Origin of the sequence: Candidatus Ulvibacter alkanivorans, from assembly GCF_003333325.1 — a bacterium.
In the GTDB taxonomy this organism is placed as follows: domain Bacteria; phylum Bacteroidota; class Bacteroidia; order Flavobacteriales; family Flavobacteriaceae; genus Ulvibacter_A; species Ulvibacter_A alkanivorans.
The window spans coordinates 1-6,221 of record NZ_QOLC01000109.1; the positions used below are offsets into that span (position 1 = coordinate 1).

General features: G+C 41.4%; 8 protein-coding genes. 5 read left to right on the forward strand and 3 right to left on the reverse strand.

Annotated features, from left to right (window positions below; all coding sequences use genetic code 11):
* The 4 genes from DWA30_RS12650 to DWA30_RS12665 all read left to right on the forward strand — a co-directional run.
* A partial coding sequence (locus tag DWA30_RS12650; RefSeq protein WP_114492902.1) for an SRPBCC family protein occupies positions 1–1,029 on the forward strand: 1,029 nt, incomplete at its 5' end.
* A 3-nt stretch (positions 1,030–1,032) separates the two neighbouring features.
* The gene (gene crcB / locus DWA30_RS12655) at positions 1,033–1,404 is read left to right on the forward strand and encodes a fluoride efflux transporter CrcB (RefSeq protein WP_114492903.1); all 372 of its coding nucleotides are present in this window, start codon (positions 1,033–1,035) and stop codon (positions 1,402–1,404) included.
* A gap of 151 nt (positions 1,405–1,555) precedes the next feature.
* Complete coding sequence (locus tag DWA30_RS12660; RefSeq protein WP_114492904.1) at positions 1,556–2,782, forward strand: MFS transporter; 1,227 nt, start codon at positions 1,556–1,558, stop codon at positions 2,780–2,782.
* Positions 2,783–2,847: 65 nt separating this feature from the next.
* Entirely contained in the window at positions 2,848–3,606 is a 759-nt protein-coding gene (locus DWA30_RS12665; RefSeq protein WP_114492905.1) for a DJ-1/PfpI family protein, read from the forward strand.
* Here DWA30_RS12665 and DWA30_RS12670 read toward each other — a convergent pair.
* Both DWA30_RS12670 and DWA30_RS12675 read right to left on the reverse strand, forming a co-directional pair.
* Positions 3,593–3,823 (reverse strand): hypothetical protein, encoded by a 231-nt coding sequence (locus tag DWA30_RS12670; protein ID WP_114492906.1) that lies wholly within the window; start codon positions 3,821–3,823, stop codon positions 3,593–3,595. The two genes, DWA30_RS12665 and DWA30_RS12670, sit on opposite strands and share 14 nt — an antisense overlap.
* 106 nt (positions 3,824–3,929) lie before the next feature.
* Complete coding sequence (locus DWA30_RS12675) at positions 3,930–4,373, reverse strand: Lrp/AsnC family transcriptional regulator (RefSeq protein WP_114492907.1); 444 nt, start codon at positions 4,371–4,373, stop codon at positions 3,930–3,932.
* Positions 4,374–4,503: 130 nt separating this feature from the next.
* Between DWA30_RS12675 and DWA30_RS12680 the strand changes: the two genes are divergently transcribed.
* Positions 4,504–4,899, forward strand: a complete 396-nt coding sequence (locus tag DWA30_RS12680; RefSeq protein ID WP_114492908.1) for a hypothetical protein — start codon at positions 4,504–4,506, stop codon at positions 4,897–4,899.
* Here DWA30_RS12680 and DWA30_RS12685 read toward each other — a convergent pair.
* Positions 4,888–6,221 (reverse strand): alanine/glycine:cation symporter family protein (locus DWA30_RS12685; RefSeq protein WP_136073205.1); only part of this gene is annotated, 1,334 nt, incomplete at its 5' end. The two genes, DWA30_RS12680 and DWA30_RS12685, sit on opposite strands and share 12 nt — an antisense overlap.

Below are 6,221 nucleotides of genomic sequence, written 5' to 3' on the forward strand. Positions count from 1 at the left end.
ATCGTAATTATTGCAATCGCTATTTATTTTGGCACCAAGGACGGTAGTTATGATGTGGCTGAAACTACAGTGATAGATGCACCGGCAGAAGTACTTTACAATAATGTGAAAGATTTTAAAAATTGGAAGGAATGGGGCCCGTGGATGGAAGAAGATCCCGATTTGGAAATCACTTACGCAGAAAAAACCGAAGGTGAAGGCGCCTCCTATTCATGGACGAGCGAAGAAATGGGCGACGGGTCAATGAAAACAGTGAAAGTGATCCCTAATAAAGAGATCGATCAGCAGATCGTTTTTCACTCACCCATGGGAGAAAGTGTTAGCGATGTATATTGGCGCTTTGAGGAAATTGAAAATCAAAACCAAACGAAAGTAACCTGGGGAATGAAGGGAGAACAATCCTTTATGGAAAAAGTGTATATGGGACTTTTCTCAGATCAGGATATGGAAACCAGTGTTGAACAAATGTTCGGAACAGGACTGAACAAATTAGAAAAAGTTGTAACCGATGCCATGAAAAAATACAGCGTGAACGTCGATGGAGTGACACAATACAATGTAGGCTATTATATGTACACCACTACAGCAGCGAAACAAAGTGAAATTGGCGATAAGATGGGCCCTATGTTAGGCATGGTTTCAGGATATATGAACGAAAATAACATTCCCATGGCAGGAATGCCGTTTACCGTTTATAATGAAATCGACCAAACCAATAACACGGTTATTTTCTCTGCAGCAATTCCGGTTAGAGATCGTGTAATTACTCCAGAAGGAAGTCCTGTTCTTGGCGGATATATGGAACCGGGCACGGCTCTAAAGACCACGTTGAAAGGAGACTATACCAATCTTAGGTTCGCCTACGAAAAAGCAAATGAATACATCGCATCCAATAACCTACAACTGGATCCAACTGCCAAAATGTTTGAAGTATATGTAACCGACCCAGGAGAAGTCCCTAATCCGGCCAATTGGGTAACAGAGATCTATATGCCGGTTATCGTCATCGATAGAAATTTAGACGAATAGAAGGTGAAACAGGTGTTGCTTGTTTTTTTAGGCGGCGGACTAGGAAGTAGCCTGCGATTTGTGATCGGAAAATTGCTACACAGCACACATAGCGATTTCCCATACGGCACTTTCGCAGTGAACGTTGTTGGTAGTCTTTTGATCGGGATGGTATTGGGAATGGCCTTGCGATCAGATTCGATTTCACAAAACACATTGGTGTTTATTACTACCGGATTTTGTGGCGGATTTACAACTTTTTCAGCCTTTGCCTATGAAAATCAGCTGTTCTTAAAATCGGGTGATATATCTTCTTTTGCCTTGTATACACTAAGCAGTCTTGTAATTGGTTTCGCAGCGGTCTTCTTAGGTGTTTGGTTAGCAAAATTTCTGTAAAAACGGCCATACAACCAATACCCCAACGGTTTCTGAATGTTCTGCTTCCGAAGCAAGGATACAATAACTTATAGTTAAATAGCATAAAACAATATAAAAATGTCCCCTATTTTGTGGGGGCGATTTACTTTTATACCTGCTAACAACCATCATGAAAAAAATATACACCAACTATATCAGCAACTTTACAGGCTTGTCTCGTGAGATCTGGTTGTTAGCTCTGGTTACCTTTATAAACCGAGCCGGTGCTATGGTGATTCCTTTTTTATCGCTTTACCTGGTAAACTCTAAAGGATTTACACTGCCTCAAGTGGGTTGGATCATGACGAGTTTTGGGCTCGGTTCGTTAGTGGGTACTTGGATCGGCGGTAGATTGACCGACAGCATAGGATTTTACAAAGTAATCGTTGCAAGTTTGTTCTTTGGCGGTCTAGGATTTATAGCGTTGCAATTTATCGAATCCTTTTACGGGTTCTGTATCGGTATTTTCCTATTGATCTTAATAGCAGATGCTTATCGGCCCGCCATTTTTGTCGCTTCGGAAACATACAGCAAGCCGGAAAACGTCACGCGAAGCATTACGCTAATCCGTTTGGCGATCAACCTAGGTTTTTCTATCGGTCCGCTCATTGGCGGAATCATTATCACGACCATAAGCTACGGATCATTATTTTGGATCGACGGACTTACTTGCGTAGCAGCTTCTGTTGTTCTTTTTGCAGTGCTTAAGCCGAAACAAGTAAAGGATGACGACATTGCCGAAAAACGAATTGTAAAAGAAGGCGTCGCGCCTTACAAGAATGCGATCTTTATTCTATTTTTTATTATCATGATCGCCAACAGCACCATTTTCGTACAGTATTTTAGCGTTATGCCCCTCTACTACGAGAAGGCACATTTCCTTAACGAAGCACTTATTGGTTGGCTGCTCTTCTTAAACGGCGCGCTGATCGTTGTTTTCGAAATGCCATTAGTAGCCTGGCTAGAACGGAAAAAACTCTCAAAGACCATGGCCACATTTTGGGGGATCGCTTTATTAGCACTCAGTTTTATTGTACTAAACCTTACAACATGGAGCGGTATTTTGGTTATTGGAATGATCTTAATGACCTTAGGAGAAATGATTGGATCGCCATTTTCTAACGCATTAGCACTCGAAATGGCACCCAAAGGGAGAAAAGGTAGTTATATGGGCTTGTACAGTATGAGTTTTTCGATCTCCCATATTATTGGGCATAATAGCGGAATGAATTTAGTAGACACCTACGGTTTTGAAATGACCTGGACGGTAATGTTTGTTTTCCTACTTGTTATTGGACTCGCCGCCTTATGGTTACATCACTTGTTAAAACAATCTCCCAAGGTTCAAGTCACGTAAATAGGTGATGCACTGCCCGATCAGCTCCCAAAATTTAATTTACATTTGTACAAAATAGGTACGCTATGCGATTTGTTCTTTTGATAATTATATGCTTCGGAATGAGTTCTTGTGGAAACACTTCCGAAGAAAAGACGACACCAACTCCAACTGAAACTAACACCTCAAAAAAAGCTAAGGTGTTTCCGAAGCTGGACAGCACACGATACAATGTCGCATTTTTAATCATGGATGGTGTCTATAATACAGAGCTCACCGCACCCTTTGATATTTTCCAGCACACTATTTTTCGTGACAGTATTAAGGCTATGAACGTCTTTACGGTCGCTAATACAAACGAATTAATCACTACGTTTGAAGGCCTTCGTCTCGCGCCCGATTATAATTATATGGAGGATATTATACCACCTATCGATATACTTGTGGTTCCCAGTGCCGAGCATCATCTCGATACCGATCTCGAAGACACCGAAATGCTGAAATTTGTAAAGATTGTAGGGAATAAAGCCAAATTTGTTACCTCGCATTGCGATGGTGCGTTTGTGCTAGCCAAAGCCGGATTGTTAGAAAATGTGGTATCCACCACCTTCCCTAGCGACATAAAAGCCATGCGTTCAATGTTCCCTTCATTAGACATAAGAGAAGATGTGCTGTTTGTACATGACGGAAAATTCATCACCTCAGCCGGAGGAGCTAAAAGTTTTGAGGCTGCACTGTATCTATGTGAATACTTATACGGCAATAAAATTACCCGTTCTTTAGCAGACGGGCTTGTTATAGATTGGGACCTAAGCAAAGTACCTCATACGGTTATTTCCCGTTAAACGAACTTTGTTCTACCTCGACTTTCTCAGCTCGCTTTTGTAATCTTCTTTTCTTTCTGGATAATATAACCGAGTCTAAACAAGAAATTAGCAATCCGATTACCGAAAGTAAACAGGCAAATCGAACAAACGAATCTCCTATAAATTCCATTCCGGTAAACCCGAGAATAGCGGTGATTATGGTAAAAATTAGGAAGTGGATGGTATACTTTTTCATAACTGTCAAATTTAATGCTACCTCAAGATACAATTCCACTATAGCGAATTCTACTAAAAAATCCTTAATTGACAGAACATTAACGAAACACAAAATTCCTTTAACGCTATTTTATGGGTTTGATCTCATTGTTGACCATGACATGCGAAAGTACGATCTGCGTTTTGGTCTCACCGTATATGATAAGTTGATCGATAAACGCCTCTAAATGCTTTTGATTCTTTAGGATCACTTCCATTACTATATTCTCGTTTCCGGTAATGCGGTAACAATTCAACACCTCGTCGTAGGTCTTTACCTTCTCTAAAAACGGCTTTAATTTACCCATAAATGCACGCAATGTAATAATGGCTTTTAGCTGGTAACCGGCTTCGAATGGCGATATTAATGTGCGATAGCCATGGATGAGTCCGGCGTCTTCCATTTTCTTGATCCGCTCAGACACTGCCGGTGAACTTATACCTACGCGACGACCAATTTCTGCGTTCGACATACGCGCATGCTGCTGTAGACATTGTAAAATATGCCAGTTTATAGAATCGATTTTCATTTTAAAGTTTATTTGTTATTTTATTTAAATAATAAAGTAAATATACACTTTTACTTTAATATCCATATTCAAAATACATGACTTAGTATTACATTTGATTGCATTATGTAATGCCCCTTTAGTACAGAAAATGATACCTAATATTCCACATCAACTCCCCCAATCGCCTATCTATAAAAAGGCTATGGAGATTTTTGCGCTTTCGCGAAACATTTCAAACTACTTAGTGGAAGACCTCAATAAATTACAAGAGAACGGTAGCGAAGATCCCAACATTTATTTTAGTGGGGACATTGTACAACAATCGGTTTCCCTTGCTCCGGAGATCTTAAAGGCAGAACAGCAAACCTTTTCCGAAGAAAAATACAAATATGCTGCTTCGGTTAGCCGACTCACCAATTCCTTGTATAAAAATTGTGAACGTTTAGAGCACGCCAACAGTAATGGTAAAGAATTTATTCAATTGCTTCGCAATGAGATCAAGAAATTCCGAAAGCTTCAGCGTCATTGGATGCTAACCCTCTAATCTTTCTTTCTTTCTAATTACGTTCTTATATTGTTTTAATTCGGTAGCTACCTTAGGCGCCAGTATAAAGAGTCCTATCATATTAGGCACCAACATGGCAAAGATCATCGCGTCACTAAAATCGGTTACCGCACCTAAAGTTGCTGCGGCTCCTACCACAGTAAAGCAGCAAAATAGGATCTTATACGCATACTCGGTCCTACGTGCCCTTCCGAAGAGAAAACTCCACGCCTGATACCCATAATACGACCATGAGATCATAGATGAAAAAGCAAATAGTACCACCGCCAACGTAAGCAAATACGGAAACCAAGAAATACCACTCTCTAAAGCAGCCGCCGTCAATAACACCCCTTCCTCATCACTTAACACCATCCCGGGCACCACTTGACCTGTAATGATTAGCACCAATGCTGTAAGTGTACACACGACCACCGTATCGATAAAAGGCTCAAGCAAGGCCACCAAACCTTCACTCGCCGGATATTGCGTCTTCACCGCACTATGCGCAATGGAAGCACTACCAATGCCGGCCTCATTACTAAATGCCGCTCTTTTAAATCCTTGAATAAGCACCCCTACAAAGCCACCGAGTACACCTTGCGGATTAAAGGCCCCGTTCCAAATTGCACCTAATGCGGATGGAATGGCCTCAAAATTAAGTCCGAGTACAATAAATACAGCGAGCATGTACATCACTACCATGACAGGAACGATCTTATCTGTTACTTTAGCGATCTTTTTAATACCACCAATGATCACGATTCCTACTAGAATTGCCATGATCAACCCGAACAACCATCCTTTTCCGGCAATAAAACTCTGTTCGGCTCCCGTAACATGTTCAAATAATTTAAACGCTTGGTTTACCTGGAACATATTACCACCACCAAAAGAACCGCCAATACACATGATGGCAAAAACAACGGCTAGTATCTTCCCCAAACGATGCCATCCCTTCTCTTGAAGTCCTTTTTTAAGATAATACATAGGTCCGCCAAAAATCGTCCCTTCTGCGTTCACTTCTCGATATTTTACCCCCAAAGTACATTCTACGAATTTAGACGACATCCCTAAAAGCCCTACTAAGATCATCCAGAAGGTTGCACCCGGTCCACCAATGCCCAAGGCAATGGCCACCCCTGCGATATTACCGAGTCCGACAGTTGCCGAAACCGCCGCTGTCAAGGCTTGAAAGTGACTTACTTCTCCCGCTCCCTCCACGCGAATTGTGTCGGGGTTATCACCTTCGACCGTTGCAACCGACGGAGAAACAGTAACATTCCCTTCGGTTTCATACGAATCGTAATCGCCTCTCACCA

What these genes read in the sequence shown, in the direction of transcription:
- DWA30_RS12660 (WP_114492904.1), top strand. Translation starts at nt 1,556, where the DNA reads ATGAAAAAAATATACACCAACTATATCAGCAACTTTACAGGCTTGTCT.
- DWA30_RS12670 (WP_114492906.1), bottom strand. Translation starts at nt 3,823, where the DNA reads ATGAAAAAGTATACCATCCACTTCCTAATTTTTACCATAATCACCGCT.
- DWA30_RS12680 (WP_114492908.1), top strand. Translation starts at nt 4,504, where the DNA reads ATGATACCTAATATTCCACATCAACTCCCCCAATCGCCTATCTATAAA.
- DWA30_RS12665 (WP_114492905.1), top strand. Translation starts at nt 2,848, where the DNA reads ATGCGATTTGTTCTTTTGATAATTATATGCTTCGGAATGAGTTCTTGT.
- DWA30_RS12675 (WP_114492907.1), bottom strand. Translation starts at nt 4,373, where the DNA reads ATGAAAATCGATTCTATAAACTGGCATATTTTACAATGTCTACAGCAG.